Source organism: Parabacteroides sp. TM07-1AC (assembly GCF_003480915.1).
GTDB classification, from domain to species: Bacteria; Bacteroidota; Bacteroidia; order Bacteroidales; family Tannerellaceae; genus Parabacteroides; species Parabacteroides chongii.
In genome coordinates, this window is the sequence record NZ_QUKD01000001.1 from 269,846 (window position 1) to 289,176 (window position 19,331).

Below are 19,331 nucleotides of genomic sequence, written 5' to 3' on the forward strand. Positions count from 1 at the left end.
CATGAGAAAACAAGACCATATAAAAAGCCTTTTTACGGCATTACAAAGAGCCGCTATCACCGGTATCGTCCCTATCATCGGAAACAGCCTGATCGCAGCATTTTTATTCACCGCCTGTTCGTCCGATGAATGGCAGGCTGACAACGACCGTGTACTTCTCTCTCCCCAAATACAGGTAGGAGAGAGCACCACCCGTTCGGTTATAAGCGGAACGGCAGCCAATCCGGATGGAAATGGGAATCTGATCAATCAGGTTCAATTGTATATAACCCGCGACAAAGACGATCATACGGTCTATCCGGGCTTAAGCGAAAGCAAGGGGCTGGCTACTTTTACATTGGGAGCTAGTAACGACTGGACGAGTGACCCAAAGGTCAGCCTTTCCAGTGATATGGCACGTATTTTTGCCTTTTATCCACCGATAGCAGCAGGTGATGTATCTACCAATTTTATAGCTTCCTCCAGCGATGAAAAGCATAAAATAAAGGTAAGCATACCTTCCAACCAGACTTTCGACGGTGCAACTGCCTGGGGATGCAGTACAACCGACTATCTGTACGGCTCGTCTTCTTCTACCAAAGGAGATGCCAAACCGATCACCGCCAACAATGGCAATGGGGATGCCACGGGTCCGAAACCCTTTTCCCCCGAAATATCCATGCAACATGCCTTGTCGCTCCTGGTCTTTTACCTGGAGAGTAAATCGGGACGTGATGTGGATAACACATACGATTATGTAAAGGAAATACGCCTGTCGACAACAGATGCTACTCATACGTTCCGTATCTCCGGAAGTGCTGACGATCAATGTACCATGTTCATCAACGACGGTACACTAGCATTAACAACAAGCTCGTTATTGAAGTTCAAGGCAACGACTGCGGCTACCGGTGGAACCGCCACCACCGCCCAGTTATGCGGCAAAGCAGGTTCTCCCGCATTAGTCGCCTACGGCTTGGTAGCTCCTTTGACGGCAGCTCCTTCCGACCTGACACTGACTGTTGTGCTGGATAAGAAAGATGAAACAACCGACATGAAGCGTGAATTATCCCTCACATTCGGTACTTCGGGTAACACCCCGAAAGCCTGGAAGAAAGGGAACCGCTATAAATACAACCTCACACTGACCGACCGCGACATCGCCATTAAAAGTACGTCGATCACCGAATGGCCGGATGGTTGGAGCGGAAGTAGTAACGATAAGGGTGACGGTTCGCTCAAACCCGATGGTTTCTAATCCATTCGGGTCGAGTAACCACCCAATAATCAGCAATAACATAAAAAATAAATAATATGAAAACAGTAAACTTACAAATCCGGACAGTCCGGCTGGCAGGTCTTTTCTGCCTGCTCCTGGCGTGGACTGCCTGTTCGGATGAGACGGCGATCGACCCTCCCGCAGAGGATACCCCTATCATGATAAGGGCGGAGATCAGCACATCCGATGCCGATACCCGGGCAGACGGGAGAGAGACGACGGAGACGGTAGCCGATGATCCGGCAAATGCCTACGACCGCAGCAGTTTTATAGCGGGTGATAAGATCCGTGTGACGCGTACCAACCCCAGTGACTCCAAGGATTATCAGTTGAGAGCAGATGGAAAATGGGCTGTCGTCGGTACTGCACCGCTCACCTTGCGTATCGGGGCAAACTATGAAGCTACTTTCCCCCACGATTACAAAAACATTCAACAGAATCAATCAACGCAGGCGAATTATCTGGCAAGCAACCTGCTGAAATCACCGGCAGCAACATCTTCTTCCGGTGAATTGAACTTTACGGGAAACAATGCTTTCCTCCATCAGAACACGAAAATCACTCTGGTCTTTACCGGTAAGGCAGGAGCTGACGCAGATGGTGCTGCATTGACCGGCACTTTTTCTGATTTCACGATAACCGGCACCGGCTTATACACAGGAGGTACATCTCCCGAACATATGTCTTTCTATCGTCCGAAGACCAATGTTGCTACCTGGCACGGTATCGTCTATCCCAAAAAAGGAACCGGTACAACCGGTACAGATATCTCGCTGGCACTGACCTATGACAATGTGAAGTATTCAGCGACGATCAAATGCCCTATGGTAGCCGGCAAACATTATCAGTACGATCTGAAGATTGAGGATGACATACTTGTACCTGACGGCATGAAGATAGAAAACTGGCAAAGCGGCGATTCATATACGGGCGGGTTTGATACGGCTCCAAACACTTAATAGTAACACAGTATGAAACAGTATTCAATACAAATAGCAGGTATCATCGGGATATGTTTCCTGATGCTGACAGCCTGTTCAAACGAATCTCCTGCCGATAACACATCGGAGGGAAAGGAGCTGGTCGTATCTGCAGAGATCATCCCTTCGGGTGAGAGTAAAGCCGTGGGAGCAGCTACCAATGGGACGGATAAAGTGTCCTTTGTGAAAGATGATCAGATTCTGATCACTCAGGCAGAGAAGAAAAAGACATACAAATTATCGCAGAATAATCAATGGCTTCCGCAGACTGATGGGGAGAATTTAGCTGCCGATGGAACGGAACAGACGTATACGGCTTCATTCCCTCACGATTTTACCAGTATTCTGGAAAAGCAGAATGAAGCAGCCGCGAGTGGAGCTTTGAGCAATTATGAAAAAAGCAACAAGCTGATATCGGAAGTGACAACAGCGAGCAATTATGTGCCTTTCAAATTCAGCCATGCTTTTTCAAAGATCACCGTCATTGTCGCCTATAAAAACAAACGAAAGAATGTGAGTGCGAAGTTGGTCGGTAACAATATACGGACGGATGAAGTAAATGGAACAACAACTGAGGAAACGATTCAGATGTTGCGAATCTCGCCTACAGACGAAACAGCATCGGTAAGTCATACATTTATTTGTATCCTTAATCCGGGTACCTTGCGCGGATTTAAGCTTACGGTATCCGGATATGCAGTAGATGTTACGCCAACTGGTGACGCAGCAACTCCTGCAACAGGTGATGTAGTTTCTGATGAAACATATACTCAAAAAGCTAAAGAGTTCAACCCCGGATTCAATTACGTCTATAACTTCTCCTCCAACGATAATCTGATCCTGACGGGTGTCAAGGTAGTCGATTTTGAAAAAGACGGAGCTGACTACGATGCCGGAAATGCGACCTGATACATGGAATAGTCCGATTACTAACAGTTAATAACAGAATTATATGAAGTACATATCAAACAGAAATATCGGCTGGCTTGCCGGCTTTTTGCTGACAGCCTGCCAGTCGGAGGTCGTAACGGTGCCGGACAACGATAACGCGTTGCAGGTGCTTTCCGTCGGTCTGAATCAGGATGAAGGTACACGGTCGGAGATGACGACGGATGAGATCAAGCAAATAAATGTGTATACAACGACCAATGATCATAAAGAGATAGATGCTAATACACTGGCAACCTATACAAATGACGGGAATGCCTGGAGTTGTACCGCACCGTCGGAGCTGACGACCGCGACATACAATATTTTCGCTTATTATCCTCCTACACGGGTAGATGGCGGGGAGGCAGTTACGGTGACGAACAGTTCTATCGGCGAGCATACCATTAAGGTCTATATCTATGCCGAAGATGCCTTCGGTAGCCCGAAACAGGATGACTATTTGTATAACTATCAAACAGATAAATCTACGGGAAACTATGAACAAATCACGGCTTCTACGGCATCCAAGACGGTCAGTTTCTCGATGAATCATGCCTTGTCGAAAGTAAGTTTCCAGATCACGAAAGATGCATCGGCTACGGAAACGCTGACCTTGACGCAGATAGATATTATCGGGAAGACCAACAGTCTGCAAACCGGAGCAGGCGACATGTATCTGAAAACGGGAGGGCTGGTCGGCCTGCAGTCCAAAGATCAAATCAGCCTGACCGGTTCGGTCGCTTTGCAGAACACACTGACTTCTCCGAATATTACCGCTTTGGTGGCTCCTATGAGTAAAGAGGAAAAGGTGCTTTCATTCCGTCTGACAGTAATGGTCGATGGGGTGTCGCGCGTCTTCGAGACAGGGACCGTCAAAGATGAAGCACCTACTTGGCCCGGTGTGAAGTGGCTGGCAGGAAAGCATTACGTTTATAAGATCAAAGTCAGCAAAATGGGAGGTGCCATCAACGGTGTTTCCGTATATGACTGGCAAAAGGATTCGGACCAGAATACGCAAGTAGGTATTTAATATAGGAGGATCAGACAATGAAAATAAAGCAATTATTTATACAACTAACGTTAGGGATGCTTCTGCTGCTGTCAGCTTGTCAGAACGAAGTGATCCCGGAGCAGACCGGCGATAAGATCGCTTTGTCGTTTAACCTCTATTGGGGGGAACTGACCAAAGCGGCAAACGCTACTTCTTTATTACCCGAAGGCAGTAAGATCCGGGCGTATGCCTATACAAAAGACGCAGTGACAATCAACTCTCCTGTCGGTTACGGCGATTATGTAGTAGATGCCAGCGGTAGAGCCACCGCATTACAGGAGAACGGGGTAGATAAAGGACTTACGCTCTATCGCGGAAATTACGATATTTACCTGGTATCATACAATGACAAAAACTACGTACCTGAAACCGCAGACGATTATCTGCTCCATGTCTCCAACGGGAACGATTTTATGTACTCTACCCTCAAAGGCATTACGGTCCAGCCAACCTCAGGCGGTAAAAATATGATGTCAGTCGACCTGCCGGAACCGTTTACACGGCTTTGCTCGCAGGTGATTGTGACGGTGAAAGCAGGAGATAAGCAACCTGTAACAGTATCTGGCTTATCAGTAAGTTCTGTGAATATAAAGAAACTTTCCAGTGATCTATCTTATCAATTGGGCAAAACGGCCTGGAACATAGATTCCGGTATTGAACAAACCGGAACAGGGGCATTGAATACTTTTACAGAAGGGGATGTAGATAATGTAAAGATACCTCGTGTAAGTGATCCTTTAGTTGTTTTACCTTTGGTAGGAACTGATCCTTTGGAATTTGAGCTTAATCTGAATATTGGATATACGAAAGGAGGAACATTGGTAACCAAACTTTTTACATATAAACCCAAAGTTTATAAATCATTTTTACCGGGAATGACGTATCGGTTTGAGTTTACTTTGACATTCTTTGGAGATGCAGAAATAACCAATTTGGAATTGGCTATTTTGGAATATACAACTGTAACATCCTCGACAGATAATGTTGGAATTTAAAAAGAAAGGAGAAATGATTATGAAAATAATAGCAGAAAAAGGAATATGGCTTTTGTTGTTGGCGATATATGTTTGTAGTTGCCAAAAAGAGGAACAACCGGAGAAAGTAAAACAGTTATATATACAATTGACTATGCCGGAATCCATACATGTGGATACAAAAGCTGATGACACAGGTAAGAGTACCGTTCCAAAACTAGGTGACATAGAAGTGAAGAATGTTTGGATAGTACAATTTGATGCGAAGACTAATTCCTGTCTTAAAGCTCTCTATGTCCCTCAATCCGGCATTTCTCAAAATGAGAGTTTAGCAGGACTGGTTGTAAATTTGTCAACGGGAGATTCAGGAGATGAAATAGCCAAATTCATGGATAATGACAGTCGCTTTTATGTGATTGCCAATGGCAACAGGAATTTGCTGACGGAGGATACAACCAACGATGACATGTATTCATTGACTGAGGCTGAGTTACAGGCTTTAACAGAAGAGGATTTAAAAAAGAAAGCGAGACTGATAGGGCAAGAAGGTGCTCCATTGGTTGCAACCAGTCCAACACTGTTAGCATCCGAAGCCTTTGAATATATACCTAGTAATGATGGTGTAATAAAAGTCAGGGCTCAGATGTTTAGAGCTTTTGCCTGGATGACAGTCAAGATCAAGTCTTCTTCACCTTCCGGTCTTTTTAGTTTGGATAAGAATGAGGCAAGTCAGACTATTTTCAAAATCCATAATCTGCCTCAAAATATGGCGGTTTATAGAGCCGGAGGTGGGAAAGGAATAGCTTATCCGGAAGTAAAAGATACAAGTATAATTAAAGGTCCCTTCAATGTCAATATTGACCCAATTACAACTACCGGAGGAGAGGTGACTGCAACGTTTTATATGGCGGAAAATCTGCGTGGTATCGGAACATCGACAACCCAGCAGGGAAAGAATCTGCCAGCGAATGGACCTGGAAGCAGTTCCGATAAATTAGCGGGATGTACCTATATAGAACTGACTGGAACCTATAAATACAACTCCAGTCATACCGACGGCGTAAAAGTAAAATATACTTTCTACCTGGGCGGTAACTTTACAAACGATTATAACATAGCACGTGACTATTCTTATGAGCTGACATTCAATATAGCGGGTCCTAACAGTGCCGATGTGCGGGTACAGATTACGGATGGGAATGTGGCTGTTTTCGATGAAGTGCACGTAGTAGATAATATTGAAGTAAATTTTTAAAGTATGAATAAAACGGAGTTTACGAAAAAGCTGGCTTCCCGCTTATCAGTTTCTGTTAAGGAAGCCCAACAGTTCATGAATGTTTATCAGGAGATGTTAGGAGAAGTTATTCTGGACGAAGGCAATATGGTTTGCCAGGGATTCGGAACGTTCTCTTTATGGCAGCAAACGGAAAGGATGGGACGCAATCCCAAAACAGGCACGGAGGTCCTTATCTCCGCCCGTAACAGCATCAAATTCAAACCGGGTAAAGAGTTGCTGGATTTCTTGAACCGAGAGAAAAAATAATGTACCAATTTACCAATATGCCAATTTAGAAAATATTGAACCTACTTTTGGCTTGATCCAAAAGTAGTCAAAAGATCAAGGCTGAACCGGCTTCACTGCTCCGGTGAAAGACTACGCTGAAAAATCCGAAACTCGCTGCGCTCAGACAGCGGATTTTTTAACCGCTTCGTCTTTCCCCTCCGCGGACGTTCACCCGCTTAGGCCTTTCATAGGAAGCAGAGCTTCCTTTAAAGATTGCCGATACCGACACCTAATATAATATAACAGGTGCTTTCAGTTTTAACAAGCTGTATCGGCCATCCCAGGAGAACGCTAAGCGTTCTATGAAAGGCCTCAGCTGGCGAGCGTAAAGCGCAGCAGCCGTAGAGAGCGCCCGGAGCATCCGCTGTTTGAGCGTAGCGAGTTTCGGAGGCGACAGCGAACGCAGGATGCGGAGTAGCGAGGCAGGTGCAGCCTTGAACTTTTGGTTACTTTTCTTTCAAGAGAAAAGTAATATTCAATTTTGATAAATACTGAACTTATTGCTATCTCCATTGGCACATTGGCAAATTAGCATATTAGCACATTATTCTTTTTAAGTCGTCATAAACGGTAACAGTTTGGCTGTTAAAGAGGACAATACATTCCTCCATTTGCTGCCTAAAGAGGGTTTGACCTCTTTTTCTATTATAGAGGGAGAGACCGTTTTTGGTTCAACAGACTTTTCCTCATGCTTCTCTTCGCTATATTTCTCCTGTTTGCTCTTCCCTGATTTCGGACGGACCAGGTTATCCAGCATAACCTCGGATGCCTTGTCCATTTTCGACTTTGACAATTTTCCCAGGTAGATTTCCGTTGTCTGCAACGACATATGACCGAGTGACTGGCTGATCACACCTATCTCCGAACCGGCTTCCAGCATTAAAGAAGCCCAACTATGACGCATCACATAAGTCGTGAGAGGATAAGGAAGTCTCAGTTCGTCCCCGATATCTTTCAAGTAACTATTCATGCGATGTAACGATGATTGGGCTGTCAGAGTACCTTTCCCTATTAATTTCTCATGTAGGAACGGGAATACCCAGCGGCACTCTTTTCTCTTGTACAACTGCATGATCTGGTGCATTTCCGGCGTGATCTTGACCTGAAGGATTGCCTGGGTCTTGCTACGGTTGTACTGGATATATCCGTTGTGCACATTATCCTGTTCCAGTTTATAGGCATCGACAAAACACATGCCCCGTGCATAAAAAAGGAAGAGCGAGAGATGAAGCGCATCCATTTGTTCAGGTTTGCCGGTAAGATCGAGACGCGCCAGCTTTTTGATATCCCGTTCGGGAAGTGCCCGTTTCCGAGTAGACGGAACGGTGATATGGAGCCCCTCAAAAGGATTACCTGCCGGATCATGATAATGCAAGTCCTTCTTTATGTTATTATAAATCGCTTTCAGGTTACGCAGGTAGAAATCCTGGCTTCCCGGACTAAGCAGATTATTTCCCGATTTTTCGTCTTCCAGCAACCACATGACGAACTCCTGTACCAACCCGGCAGACAGGTCTGTTATGGTCAGTATCCTCGCTCTACGGCCCAGAAAAGTCGAAAATTTGTTCCATGTACTGCGGTAATTGGCAGCTGTCCGCTCCCTGTCCGCTTCTATTTTCCGTTCGATCAAACGTGCAACACAATCGCGTAACGACGGGTAATAAAATTGTTTTGCTTCTATATTCATTTTAATTGTTTATTTAATAGGGTAAAAATGCAAGAAAAATCAACAAAAACATTTGATATATAGAAACAAAAAAATGCAGGATAAGTTGATTTACATTGGAAACTAACTTTTTAAACAAAAAGCCCCGGATTTTCGTCCGGGGCTGAAGAATAAGGATTCGTATCCGATTTACCCTACAATATATTTAGCTTTTTTACCGGCAACCCGGTAGATCAGATAAACAATTGCCCATGAAACAGCGAATGCCAATACCGCAGCACACGGGATTTGCAGACATAGCGGAATGCCGATCATACGCATTACGACTACACTCGGACCGGTAAAGAAAAAGTGCACCATATAGACTCCGAAACCACAAAGCGTGAGGTTTGCCAATGCTTTCTGTACAATTGGCGATTTTATATTCACCTTCTTGACCAGCATAAAGATCGGGGCAGTCATCATGACAACATTCAGCGAGTTGTAAGTAAAGAAAAGCTCCAGCTGTTCATCGCTGAACTCCGGCAATCCCGTCATATGCCGGAATCCAAAGAACGTAACGGCGTAGCCGATCACGAACATCGGGATACCGATCGCCAGTATCTTACCGACAGGCCACTCCAGTTTGCGCAGATAATGTCCCAGCATCAGATAACCGTTGAAACCGGCGAAATAATAGAGCATGCCGTATGAGTTCCAGGAACAGGTTCCCCACAGGTACGGTGATACGTATTCATAATAATAGGGAAGAAGCGTTGTTATTCCCCAGGCTGCCAGGAACCACAGCTTGGCTCTGTCGGAGGCTTTCTCCACCCAGGCGGAGAAGATCGGCAGATAGAGATACAGACCGATCAATAGGTAGATGTACCACATATGCACATCCAGCAGAGAAAAATTAAGAGGTATGTCAGCAATGTTTTTCAACGATACACTCAAAGATTGACGAGTGGCTTCTTCGCCGGAGAATGGGAAAAAGTCGAGTATCACATCCGGACTAAATCCTAACAGACCAGTGAACCAGGGGAAAAGATTATACAGGACCGACCAGATCAGGAACGGCCATAATACACGGGGAATACGTTTTTTGTAAAAAACAGAGGCTTCTCCTTTTACCGGCAAAAGCAAGGCTCCGGTAATCATTACAAACAAGGGGACGCAGGGACGGAGAAAGGCCCCATAGGCGGCTCCCCAAAATTTTATTTCCCCGATATTGGCAGGAGCTTCCCCGGGGAAAAAGTTGAAAGGGTCGGCACAATGGCAACATACGACTGTAAACATCGCGACGAATCGCATTACATCCAGCCAGACAATATGGTTGCCGGCATTTGGAAGAGTTTTGTTTTCCATAAGATTAAAATATAAGTTTCTAATTATTTGTTTATTGGCTTTTATTGATTGTGCAGAGCCTCGATCAGCAAGGTGATATTGGCTGTGAACAACCTGACAGAGATCGCCAGCAGGATAATACCGAAGAATTTGCGAATGATGTAGATACCGCCTTTCCCCAGCAAATGTTCCACTTGTTTGGTCATGCGGACAACAAAATAGACCCACAGCATATTCAGTATCAAGGCGACTACGATATTGATATTGGCATATTCGGCCCTGAGTGAAAGCAGTGTGGTGAATGATCCCGCACCCGCCAGCAAAGGGAATACAAGGGGTACCAGCGTGGCTTCTTTGATCGGTCCGTTATTTTTGAATATCTCGATATCCAGTATCATTTCCAGTGATAACAGGAAGATGACAAAAGCGCCTGCCACGGCAAAGGATTCTATATCCACATGAAAAAGTTTCAGTAGAAAGTCTCCGGCATAGAAGAAACCGATCATCAGGATAAAAGAAATGACCGTAGCTTTTAAAGCGTTCACTTCTTTACCTTTTTCCTTTAGATTTATAATGATAGGAATGGAACCGATGATGTCGATTACAGCAAAAAGCACGATAAATGCACTGATCATTTGTTGAAAATTAAATTCTGAAAACATATACGGTCCTCCTTTTTTTAGTTTCTCCCGTGAAGATACTATATTTCAATGAGAAGACGTATCTTTGAATCCGATATTAACAAAAAAGTTATGGGTATAGTAATTGGTATAGACGTAGGAGGGAGCACGACGAAGATCGTCGGCATAGATGGTAAGGAAATCAAAAATCCGATGTTCGTCAGGGCAACCGATCCGGTGACATCTTTATTCGGTGCTTTCGGAAAATATTTGTATGATAACGATATTCCTCTTTCTGCCATTGAGAAAGTGATGCTTACCGGCGTGGGAAGTGCATCTATCAACCAACCTTTGTATGGTTTGCCGACAGCTAAAACGGATGAATTTCTGGCGAATGGGCTGGGAGCACAGTATATGACACAACTGGATAAGCTGATCGTTGTCAGTATGGGAACTGGTACTTCGTTCGTTAAAGTGGACGGAACAAAAATAGAGCATATCGGCGGTATTGGGATCGGCGGCGGAACAGTATTGGGATTATCCCGGTTATTGCTGAAGACACAGGATTTCCATCAGGTGGTCGCCCTTGCTTTGAAAGGTGATATTACGACCATAAACCTGCAGATCAAAGATATTTGTAATATACCTTTACCAGGTTTGCCGCTGGACGCTACTGCCTCTACCTTTGGTAAAGCTGATGCAAATACTTCGCATGAAGATGTTGCTTTGGGTATTATTTATATGGTACTGCAATGTATCGGCCAGTCGGTGATCCTGGCTGCTTTAAACAGTGATATACGCGATTTCGTATTGATTGGGAATCTGACCAAACTGCCTCAGTGCAAGGATATATTTCCCCGTCTTGAAGATATGTACGGCGGTCGTTTCCACATACCTGATTATGCAGAATACCGGACGGCGATCGGGGCGGCACTGACCTATATAAATAAAAGAAATTATCTGCCTATCGGCTGAATAAAAAAGCTCCGGAAAGTTCAAAGTGACTTTCCGGAGCTTCTGTTTTATCCGAAGTAAAGGCCCTGTATCACGCCATTACTTACATATATCTGCCCATTTTTACGCTGTATGTAGATTTTGTTTTCACGTGCCAGCCAGCCGATAGCCATTGTCGTATTTTCGTGGCTTTGGTCGATTCGTCTGCTCAGTTCTGGTATTGTCAATTCTCTTCCTTCATTCAGCACATGCCAGATTTTTCCGGCGTTTTCTCCGATCTTCTCTAGTTCCATAATTATTATTTATTAGATGTAATACATGTCCTCTTTCTATATAAAAACAAAAGAGAACTCTTTCGGTTCATTTTTCTTTGATTAATCATTTGCAAAGTACACGGATTTGAAAAGAATGGTCAATTCCTATTATTGGGTTTATATGTTCTGTTTTTGCGATTATTATTGTAGAAAAATCAAATATACTATCTTTGAAAATCATTAATCGGTACAATATGGGAGCAAACATACAAATATTTGACATTCCTACGGATTTTATTGCTGGTGACAATATCTCCGGAGATATGCTGAATCGTTACGTGCATTTCTCATGCAAAATGAAAGCTGCGCTCTTTGCTCTATGCGTTAAAGGCTCTGTGAAAGTCACTATCAACTTATCCGAACATAAAATAAAAGAATACGATTTCGTCACATTAACCCCTGATTGCTTTGTGCAGATCAATGAGGTATCGGCGGATGCCCGTTTCTTTTTTGCCTGCTTTTCACAGGAGTTTATGGATAACAATAATCTGATCTTAACGACTATCCGGTTACTTCCCATGCTGGCGGAAGAGCCTGTTATCTGTTTGTCGGAAGATATTTGCCAATTATATATGGATTTGTTCAAGCCTTTGATCCATGCTTATTCTTTTCCTTGTACGCTGGAAAATAAAGATATTATCAAATCCGTATTTACCATTTTCATACAGGGGACAGCCGAGTTATACAAGAACCACGGGAAATGGAAGAACCAGTTGCGCACACGAAGCAAAGAGATGTGCCGGGAGTTTATCAAACTAGTCATGTCGCATTATACAACACAGCGCAATGTCGCTTTTTATGCGGAGCAACTCGGGGTTACTGTTTCACACTTCTGTTCGACTATCAAGAAAGAAACAGGAAAAACGGCTTTGGGCATTATAACGGCGATCGTACTGATGGATATCAAGGCACAACTCAAATCGACCGAACTTCCCATCAAGGAGATTGCTTTCTCGTTAGGGTTCAACAATATGTCTTTCTTCAACCGGTATTTCAAGCGGCATACGGGCATGACTCCCCAGGAGTATCGTAATAGTTAGTCATTGGGACTTTAGTAACCGGAGGAAATCATCTTTGTAACTGGTAGAAACTTCTATTTCCGTATTATCGTCCAGCACGACATAGCCACCAGAGCTTTTATGATAAGATTTGATGCAATGAAAATTGATAATATGCGATTTGTGTACACGGACAAACGGGAACGGGAGTATTTCACTGAAGTATTTCAGGAAACGGCAAACCATCTTCTTACTTTTGTCTTTCAAATAGATATCGGTAAAGTTTCCGTTTCCCTGTAACCGGATAATATCTTCCATCCGGATCACTTCAAAACCTTCGAGGGTAGGAAGTATGACCTGGCGTTTTTCCGGTTTAGGTTCATGCAGGTTTTCGACCAGGATCTTGTTCCGGTTGAATATCTCTCTGTTTATGATATGTTGCTGCACCTTGTTTACGGCGAGTATCAGTTCTTCGATGCTGACAGGTTTCAGCAGATAGTAGGCGGCACTCTGATTGAGTGCGCGAAGTGAATATTCGGAAAAAGCTGTGACGAAGATTGTTTCGAAATACAAATCCCTGCAACCTTCCAGCACATCGAACGCGTTGCCGTAGGGCATTTCAACATCAAGAAAAACCAATTGAGGTTCCAGCTCGTGGAGTAGAGGAACGGCTGATTTACAATCGTGGGCTTCACCGATCACTTCGACAGCCGGACAATATTTTGTCAGGTAGTTTTTCAGTGCTTCACGGGCAGCCGATTCGTCTTCAACGATTACACTTCTTATTTTTTGCAGCATTTCCATATCAGCATTCTATATCGATCATTCAACAATTTAACTGATTTTACTCAGGCAAAGATAATATAATCAGTCATAAAAAATCCCTTGTCTCAGCACAAATGTCTGAGACAAGGGATTGGGATGTTTTATCTAAAATCGTTTAGAATTTGCACATATTTAAGTCCTGGTCGACCAGTATGCCGTCGATGGCTTTCAGGTTAAATTTGACTTTACGTTTTGCTTTCAGCTTCAGAATGAACAAGTCGGAAGTGCCTTCCAGTGTTTCCTTGTCGCCTAGATTGACGAAAGTAGGATACAGGGCTTTTTGGCCGCTGGTATGCAAACGGTCGTAAGTCAGGTTTTCCATCGCTTTCAGGTTTAGCGGTTCTACGCCGATAAATTCGTAATCCTGCTGGTCGTAAGGTAAAGCGAAGCTTAATGCGTTGACAGCTTTCAAATCTGTACCTTTTACCTTTATTTCAACGATTTCGTCTTTGTTGTAGTTCTGTTTCGGAGTACTGAGTTCGATTGTACCGGCTACTTTTTCCGTTCCCTGTTCTTCGATACCGCCATCCAGCTGGGTTGCGACAACCGAAATATCATATGCATCGATCAAACCGTTCTGGTTGATATCGCCTGCACTTACATAATCGAAATCGCTGTCGCCTTTGCGCAGACCGGTATAGTTCATGTAAGAAGTCAAGTCGTTGCTGTCGATCTTCTTGTCGTTGTTGATATCACCCGGCAGATAGCTTTCTGTTCCCGGAACTTTGAATACATACAATTCGCGTCCTGAACCGTAATTGCCTACACCTTCCGTTATATTTAGCTTGATGTAGCGTGCTTTCGGTTTATCCTTGAATTCGAAAATCTTCACATCGCCGTTGCGTTCAAACTTGAAGGAGTCGACCGGTGTCCAGTTTTCTTTATCCATACTATAAGAAACGAAGCCTCTCAGCATAGTACCGTTGCCGCCGTCCTGACGGGACAGATAATGGAACTTATCCAGTTGGTTGACTGTACGCAGGTCGATGATCATATCGAACGGTATAGCATTCTTGCGATATTTCGTATGGAACATATCACCCAGTTCTGCAAAGTCGAACAGACGGAATATTTCAAAGCCGTCCTGCTCTTCTGCCGTCACTTCACCGCGGATACCCTTAATGGCAAATTCAAGCGGGTTGGATTTTGTCTTTACACCGAAAGAAGCCCAGTCAGAATAACCGTCTTTGTTAACTGAACGGATCTTGAATGTGTAATCTGTTTCAGCATTCAGTCCGTCAAACAATAGTTCTGTATTCTTGATAGTCGTATACAGCATATCGTTGAACTCGATTTCGTAGAAGTCAGCACCTGTCACTTTGTTCCAGGTCGGTTTCAATGTGTAGGCTTCCCTGTTTTCTTCTGTTACCTGTGCAGTAGGAGCGGTCAGGGTTCCGGTTGAAACACGGTGGCTGTCACCCATATCGAATTTATAACCTTCGAAAGTAACTGTTGTCGTATTTTCCGTAATATCCGTGGCGGCTAGTTTAACCAGCAACTGAGGATTTTTGGTAATCGTAACCTTTTCAAAATCGCTTCCTTTCGTGGCGAACTTGTTCAAGTTAGGAGTAGCGTCGTAGAAATAAACGTTTTCACCTTTCAGATATTCGTCCATAGAACGGGCTTCTGTCAGTTTTACTTTGTCTTTGCCTACTTTTGCTGCGACTTTTTTCGGCATTTCGGAAACATTGAAACGCAGCTCTGTCGCTTTATCTTTTACAAAGCCGTTGAAGTATCCAGTAGCCGGCTGGATCGTGACAGTTACGTTATTCTTATTACCCACTTCCGATTCGATCAGTGTCGTTACACCTTCACCTTTCAGATAGGCCTGTGTGATACCATCATCGTCATATTCGGTAAATGAACTGTAACCATCCGGATAGATTTCGTAGATACGCAGATTCTTATTGATTTCCGCCACGTTGTTGTTCGGGTTTGTCATCGGGATGATAGCACCGCTTTTTACAAATACCGGCAGTTTCCACAGTGGAGAAGCGAAGTTATTGATCACACAGTTGCCTGCATATTTTTCTCCGGTGAAATAGTCAACCCAGGTACCTTCCGGCAGATAGATTCCGTCGCGGATATCATTTCCTTTCTCGTCAGCCTGTGTTTCCTGGTAGATAGGAGCCACCAGGAAGTACGGTCCGTACATGAACTGGTATTCTGTTGCCTTACCATACGTATAAGGATTCGGATATTCAAGGAACATTGCACGGATCATCGGCTTACCGTCCACCGCTTCTTTAGCGATACTGTAGGCGTAAGGCATCAGTTCGGACTTCAGTTTCAGATACCAGCGGTTGATGGAGGTAGCCGGTTCGCCGAGGGCATGCGGATATTTCTCGTTAGCCCCCCAGCCGTCCATGTTTAACTCCATTGGTGTCCATGTCTTCCACTGGAAATCGCGGGTATTCATCGCCAGGTTTTTGCCACCGAAGATACCGTCCATATCAGATGTGATATTCGGTTGCCCGGACAATCCGGAACCGATGTATGTCGGGATATGGAAGCGGATATATTCCCACTGGCCGCCTGTCTGGTCGCCCGACCAGATACCGGCATATCGTTGTGTTCCGGCCCAGCCGTCCAAAGAGATAATGAAAGGACGGGCGTCATTTCCGTAATAAGGCATGATGTGGCCTACATCGGCTACACCATTCAGGCCGAATGAATAACCGGCACCAACCCATGCCACGTCTGTTTTCAGTACACGGACACCGGCATCACGAACCTCTTTTACGATATCGCGCTGCAGCAGGGCACTGACTTCTGGTTTCGGATGCAAGTCCGATTGTGTCCAGAGTCCGATTTCCACACCGTTCTTATGGGCATAATCAGCCAGGCTCTTCAGGTTTTGAATATTTCCGTCCAGGGTTTCCGTCTGTCCGTATCCGGCACCGTAACCGTCGTTAGGTAACAACCAGCCAAGCGGCATATCCTGATTTTTATAGCGGTCGATCACGGCACGGGCGGAGAACTGGTAGTTATTCTTTTCTCCGTTCAATGATTCTTTGATACCGCCGTTATCTTTTTGACTTTCTTTATAACGTTTACCGTCTTCGAACAGGATTCCCTTTTCGTCTTCCACCCAATAGTCGCGGTTGTAGGCATTCAGATGTCCCTGGTAGAAACCGAACTTCGGCAATAAGACGGGATTACCTGTCAGCTGGTAGAAGTCGTTCAGCAGAGGCACTGCACCATCGCTGACCATACAGAATGCGTCCAGATAATCGGTATCATGAGAAAGTATTACGCTGCCTTTTTCAGCTGCACCAAAATCATATTTACCTTGTTTGAAAGTATACCACATGAAACCGTAACCGTTGGTTGACCAGTAATAAGGAGTAGGAGAGGCAACTCCGCCGTCTGTCCAGCTGTTCTGATTTTCGATGGCTATCGCTTTTCCTTTGTGAGAGAAACGTCCGTTCTGCACACCGCCGCCATAAAAGTATTCACCCGGATTTTCTTTCAAGGTAAGGATTGTTTTTCCTTTGTCATAGAGAACCGGTTTTACTTCCTCGAATGCTACTTTGTCAGTAACCAGATTGATTACTTTCAGCAGGGAGGTGCTTTTATCCAGTTCCAGTCTTATCTTATTAGTGCTGATAGAAATAGTGTTGTTATCTTCTTTCAGCGTCAGTGGAGAGAGGTTTCTTCTGGGGTTGTCGACCAGGATCTGTGCTTCCGGTTTGGCTTCCGGGTCACGGAGGATTCCGCCGTTGACATCCTGAAACATTCTGAAGATGTTTTCCCCGTAAAAATCATAGGTTACTCTCTGATTGTCGGAGAACAGAACTTCTACTGTCGTGGGATTGATCTGTTTTACACCGACAATTGTTTTACCCTGCTGCATTTCCATACATACATTATCGGCTTTTTGCATGGCCTGCATGGGTAATGGTGAAAACAAAGGAAAGGCAAGAGCGAGTATGAGCACTTTCTTTTGCTTCATTTTTCTAATAGTGTCATTCATGTTTGTCTGTTTTAACGAATAAATGATTTAAGCAACAAACTTACTGGTTATTATTTTCATGAGCAAAAAATAATAAATATATCGAATAATAAAAATAAAAGATGCAATCAGACAATAAGGGGGAAGCGAAGCAGGACGATTACACCGGTGCCGTTTTCACTGTTTTCTTTTTCGGTTATTTCGATTGTTATGTGCATATTGTACAAACTATTCAACAGGTTGATCCGTTCGCGGGTATTGGTCAGCCCGCGTGAATGATGTTCTTTCTGATGACGGGTTTTAAGTTCGTTACTTTTTTTCAAGCCGATGCCGTTGTCTTCAATTTTGACACAAAGACTGTTGCTTTCCGATTTGACGGACAGGCGTAATAATCCGCCGGATTCCTTATAGCGTAGCCCGTGCCATACTGCATTTTCCAATTGCGGTTGTATCAGCATATTAGGAATGGAAATATGATCGGGGTCGAGCGATTCGTCCACGTCTATTTCATAGACAAACTTATCGCTGAAACGCATGTGTTCCAGGTCCAGGTATTCTTTCAACTGTTCCAGTTCCGTCGAAAGAGGGGTGAAATCTTTGTTAGAGTTTTCCAGTATGTTTCGCATCAAGCGGGAATAGGAGGAAAGGTATTTGTTTGCTTCCAGCTCATTGTTCTGGGCTATGAACTGATTTACACTATTCAGGCTGTTGAAGATGAAATGGGGATTCATCTCACGGCGTAACGACTGAAGGGCGATCTTTTTGTTTTTTTGGCGAATGGAATACCAGGCTTTTACCGTGAATATGAGAAAGACAAGGATCAAGACAATCGAACCGATCAGGACATAGTTGAATGTGTTTTTCTTTCTGATTAGTTCATCTTTAAGAATACGTTCCTTCTCCAACTGGGCGATCCGTGCCTCGTGTGCCTGGAAGAATTTCTGATCGATCAGTGTGCTGTCCGACTTGACCAGCGGTTCCAGATTCTCTATAAAGCCGGCATACAGGTCCAGCGCTTTCCGGGGCTGGTTGTCTTTCCGGTATTGATCGACCAGCTGTTCCAGGCTTTTCTTCGCTTCCATGGTGTGCCCTTCTTTTAATGCCATGTCGTAGGATTGCTGGAGGGAGGCTATTGCTTTAACCTTTTGGCTGTCGGCGGCATAGACTTTGGCTATTTCCCGTTGGACTTTGATGGTCTCCACCGGTTTGTCTTTCACTTCATCTAATATGCTGTTTAAGTTGCTTAGGGCGGCTTCCTTATTATTCATGGTCAAGTTTACATTTGCCATCTGGTGGAAAGCGGCGACACGGTCCACCTGCTGTTCCGGCTTGTTGGAGGCGTTCAGTAATTTTATATTGCTCTTGATATAAGGTGATTGAGCTATCGGATCGGATATATTCTTTAACCGATTGACATCATTATTGTTCAACTCCCTGAACTCTTTATTCCGTGATAAATGAGCAGCACTGGCGTAACTAAGAATGGCGGCATCTATCTTTCCCAATGTCTCCTGGATGCGGCCGATCTCCCGGTCTGCACGGGCTATTTTCTCTTTATCTTTCAGCTTTTCATATAGTTTTCTGGCATTGAGAAGGTAGTTTTCCGCTTTTTCATATTCTCCTTGTACGGTCAGTGTCTTTGCCAGTTCTTCATAATCACTTGCTAGCAATTCATCCGATTTACCACTTTCAAGCGAAGTGGATAGTTTCATGACGGCGCTTTTCGTACTTTTTTTCGACACAGAAGGTATTGAATCCTGCGCTGTTATAGTCACAGAAAGGCTACCAAGTACCCATATTGTCAGATATATGATCAGTCTGTTCATTGAATGTTTTATTGAGATTGTAAAGTAAGCATATGTAAAACATTTATATCCTATATTTCACCAACTCAAAACGCCGGTTCACCCATTCTT

Annotated in this window: 16 protein-coding genes; 9 read left to right on the forward strand and 7 right to left on the reverse strand. The window is 44.2% G+C overall.

Annotated elements, in window-relative coordinates:
* Position 1 precedes the first annotated feature (1 nt).
* From DXD68_RS01115 to DXD68_RS01145, 7 genes are read left to right on the forward strand one after another with little or no spacing between them, the layout of a single operon-like run.
* Positions 2 to 1,237, forward strand: a complete 1,236-nt coding sequence (locus tag DXD68_RS01115) for a fimbrillin family protein (protein ID WP_122359924.1) — start codon at positions 2 to 4, stop codon at positions 1,235 to 1,237.
* A gap of 56 nt (positions 1,238 to 1,293) precedes the next feature.
* Positions 1,294 to 2,217, forward strand: a complete 924-nt coding sequence (locus DXD68_RS01120) for a fimbrillin family protein (RefSeq protein WP_122359925.1) — start codon at positions 1,294 to 1,296, stop codon at positions 2,215 to 2,217.
* A gap of 12 nt (positions 2,218 to 2,229) precedes the next feature.
* Positions 2,230 to 3,147, forward strand: coding sequence for a hypothetical protein (locus DXD68_RS01125; protein ID WP_122359926.1), 918 nt, complete (start codon positions 2,230 to 2,232; stop codon positions 3,145 to 3,147).
* Between the two features lie 43 nt (positions 3,148 to 3,190).
* Positions 3,191 to 4,198 carry a fimbrillin family protein gene (locus DXD68_RS01130; RefSeq protein WP_122359927.1) on the forward strand — a complete coding sequence of 336 codons (1,008 nt, stop codon included), beginning with the start codon at positions 3,191 to 3,193 and terminating at the stop codon, positions 4,196 to 4,198.
* A 17-nt stretch (positions 4,199 to 4,215) separates the two neighbouring features.
* Complete coding sequence (locus DXD68_RS01135) at positions 4,216 to 5,214, forward strand: fimbrillin family protein (protein WP_233576957.1); 999 nt, start codon at positions 4,216 to 4,218, stop codon at positions 5,212 to 5,214.
* A gap of 13 nt (positions 5,215 to 5,227) precedes the next feature.
* Positions 5,228 to 6,448, forward strand: a complete 1,221-nt coding sequence (locus DXD68_RS01140) for a DUF4906 domain-containing protein (protein WP_233576958.1) — start codon at positions 5,228 to 5,230, stop codon at positions 6,446 to 6,448.
* Between the two features lie 3 nt (positions 6,449 to 6,451).
* Positions 6,452 to 6,736, forward strand: a complete 285-nt coding sequence (locus tag DXD68_RS01145) for an HU family DNA-binding protein (protein ID WP_122359930.1) — start codon at positions 6,452 to 6,454, stop codon at positions 6,734 to 6,736.
* 574 nt (positions 6,737 to 7,310) lie between these two features.
* On the opposite strand, the gene DXD68_RS01150 is transcribed toward DXD68_RS01145, so the two are convergent.
* The 3 genes from DXD68_RS01150 to DXD68_RS01160 all read right to left on the reverse strand — a co-directional run bounded on the left by DXD68_RS01150 (position 7,311) and on the right by DXD68_RS01160 (position 10,411).
* On the reverse strand, positions 7,311 to 8,444 hold the full coding sequence (locus DXD68_RS01150) for a tyrosine-type recombinase/integrase (protein WP_122359931.1): 1,134 nt from the start codon (positions 8,442 to 8,444) through the stop codon (positions 7,311 to 7,313).
* A 168-nt stretch (positions 8,445 to 8,612) separates the two neighbouring features.
* Complete coding sequence (locus tag DXD68_RS01155) at positions 8,613 to 9,770, reverse strand: acyltransferase (protein WP_122359932.1); 1,158 nt, start codon at positions 9,768 to 9,770, stop codon at positions 8,613 to 8,615.
* 41 nt (positions 9,771 to 9,811) lie between these two features.
* Positions 9,812 to 10,411: a MarC family protein gene (locus tag DXD68_RS01160; RefSeq protein WP_122359933.1), complete on the reverse strand. Its 600-nt coding sequence runs from the start codon at positions 10,409 to 10,411 to the stop codon at positions 9,812 to 9,814.
* Between the two features lie 90 nt (positions 10,412 to 10,501).
* Between DXD68_RS01160 and coaW the strand changes: the two genes are divergently transcribed.
* Positions 10,502 to 11,344, forward strand: a complete 843-nt coding sequence (gene coaW / locus DXD68_RS01165) for a type II pantothenate kinase (protein WP_122359934.1) — start codon at positions 10,502 to 10,504, stop codon at positions 11,342 to 11,344.
* A 47-nt stretch (positions 11,345 to 11,391) separates the two neighbouring features.
* On the opposite strand, the gene DXD68_RS01170 is transcribed toward coaW, so the two are convergent.
* Entirely contained in the window at positions 11,392 to 11,616 is a 225-nt protein-coding gene (locus DXD68_RS01170; RefSeq protein ID WP_122359935.1) for a winged helix-turn-helix domain-containing protein, read from the reverse strand.
* 215 nt (positions 11,617 to 11,831) lie between these two features.
* Here DXD68_RS01170 and DXD68_RS01175 point away from each other — a divergent pair, with 215 nt between their 5' ends.
* Positions 11,832 to 12,677, forward strand: coding sequence for a helix-turn-helix domain-containing protein (locus DXD68_RS01175; RefSeq protein ID WP_199715340.1), 846 nt, complete (start codon positions 11,832 to 11,834; stop codon positions 12,675 to 12,677).
* On the opposite strand, the gene DXD68_RS01180 is transcribed toward DXD68_RS01175, so the two are convergent.
* From DXD68_RS01180 to DXD68_RS01190, 3 genes are all read right to left on the reverse strand, one after another.
* Complete coding sequence (locus tag DXD68_RS01180) at positions 12,678 to 13,439, reverse strand: LytR/AlgR family response regulator transcription factor (protein ID WP_122359937.1); 762 nt, start codon at positions 13,437 to 13,439, stop codon at positions 12,678 to 12,680.
* Between the two features lie 136 nt (positions 13,440 to 13,575).
* Entirely contained in the window at positions 13,576 to 17,436 is a 3,861-nt protein-coding gene (locus DXD68_RS01185) for a TIM-barrel domain-containing protein (RefSeq protein WP_122359938.1), read from the reverse strand.
* A gap of 107 nt (positions 17,437 to 17,543) precedes the next feature.
* On the reverse strand, positions 17,544 to 19,241 hold the full coding sequence (locus tag DXD68_RS01190; protein WP_122359939.1) for a histidine kinase: 1,698 nt from the start codon (positions 19,239 to 19,241) through the stop codon (positions 17,544 to 17,546).
* Between the last annotated feature and the right edge of the window lie 90 nt (positions 19,242 to 19,331).

What these genes read in the sequence shown, in the direction of transcription:
- DXD68_RS01150 (WP_122359931.1), bottom strand. Translation starts at nt 8,444, where the DNA reads ATGAATATAGAAGCAAAACAATTTTATTACCCGTCGTTACGCGATTGT.
- DXD68_RS01130 (WP_122359927.1), top strand. Translation starts at nt 3,191, where the DNA reads ATGAAGTACATATCAAACAGAAATATCGGCTGGCTTGCCGGCTTTTTG.
- DXD68_RS01115 (WP_122359924.1), top strand. Translation starts at nt 2, where the DNA reads ATGAGAAAACAAGACCATATAAAAAGCCTTTTTACGGCATTACAAAGA.
- DXD68_RS01125 (WP_122359926.1), top strand. Translation starts at nt 2,230, where the DNA reads ATGAAACAGTATTCAATACAAATAGCAGGTATCATCGGGATATGTTTC.
- coaW (WP_122359934.1), top strand. Translation starts at nt 10,502, where the DNA reads ATGGGTATAGTAATTGGTATAGACGTAGGAGGGAGCACGACGAAGATC.
- DXD68_RS01170 (WP_122359935.1), bottom strand. Translation starts at nt 11,616, where the DNA reads ATGGAACTAGAGAAGATCGGAGAAAACGCCGGAAAAATCTGGCATGTG.
- DXD68_RS01120 (WP_122359925.1), top strand. Translation starts at nt 1,294, where the DNA reads ATGAAAACAGTAAACTTACAAATCCGGACAGTCCGGCTGGCAGGTCTT.
- DXD68_RS01190 (WP_122359939.1), bottom strand. Translation starts at nt 19,241, where the DNA reads ATGAACAGACTGATCATATATCTGACAATATGGGTACTTGGTAGCCTT.
- DXD68_RS01175 (WP_199715340.1), top strand. Translation starts at nt 11,832, where the DNA reads ATGGGAGCAAACATACAAATATTTGACATTCCTACGGATTTTATTGCT.
- DXD68_RS01140 (WP_233576958.1), top strand. Translation starts at nt 5,228, where the DNA reads ATGATTATGAAAATAATAGCAGAAAAAGGAATATGGCTTTTGTTGTTG.
- DXD68_RS01145 (WP_122359930.1), top strand. Translation starts at nt 6,452, where the DNA reads ATGAATAAAACGGAGTTTACGAAAAAGCTGGCTTCCCGCTTATCAGTT.
- DXD68_RS01180 (WP_122359937.1), bottom strand. Translation starts at nt 13,439, where the DNA reads ATGGAAATGCTGCAAAAAATAAGAAGTGTAATCGTTGAAGACGAATCG.
- DXD68_RS01185 (WP_122359938.1), bottom strand. Translation starts at nt 17,436, where the DNA reads ATGAATGACACTATTAGAAAAATGAAGCAAAAGAAAGTGCTCATACTC.
- DXD68_RS01155 (WP_122359932.1), bottom strand. Translation starts at nt 9,770, where the DNA reads ATGGAAAACAAAACTCTTCCAAATGCCGGCAACCATATTGTCTGGCTG.
- DXD68_RS01135 (WP_233576957.1), top strand. Translation starts at nt 4,216, where the DNA reads ATGAAAATAAAGCAATTATTTATACAACTAACGTTAGGGATGCTTCTG.
- DXD68_RS01160 (WP_122359933.1), bottom strand. Translation starts at nt 10,411, where the DNA reads ATGTTTTCAGAATTTAATTTTCAACAAATGATCAGTGCATTTATCGTG.